We start from the raw sequence: 211 nt of genomic DNA on the forward strand, positions 1-211 counted from the left end.
GGCTCAGAACCTTTGAGCCCCGGTAGGAGCTGCCGCAGGCTGCGATCTTTTGATCTTGTTTTAAAAGCAAAATCAAAAGATCGCAGCCTGCGGCAGCTCCTACCGGGGACAATGAAGGTTCTGAGCCGCCGTTGGCGTTTGTTACGAGGCTGTTTTAATGCCGCTGTCCAACATCAGCATCATCCATCAGGACGCCGCCGTACTGGTGGTG

General features: G+C 54.5%; 1 protein-coding gene (running past one end of the window). It reads left to right on the top strand.

The features are described 5' to 3' along the window. Positions 1–157: 157 nt before the first annotated feature. Positions 158–211, top strand: partial view of an RluA family pseudouridine synthase gene (locus tag E3W21_RS18730; RefSeq protein WP_134421403.1) — the 5' portion only. It continues 588 nt past the right edge of the window; the window shows 54 of its 642 coding nt (coding positions 1–54); it begins with the start codon at positions 158–160; the stop codon falls past the right edge of the window.

The sequence above is a fragment of the Pseudomonas sp. F01002 genome (genome assembly GCF_004402115.1).
Lineage (GTDB): Bacteria > Pseudomonadota > Gammaproteobacteria > Pseudomonadales > Pseudomonadaceae > Aquipseudomonas > Aquipseudomonas frigoris.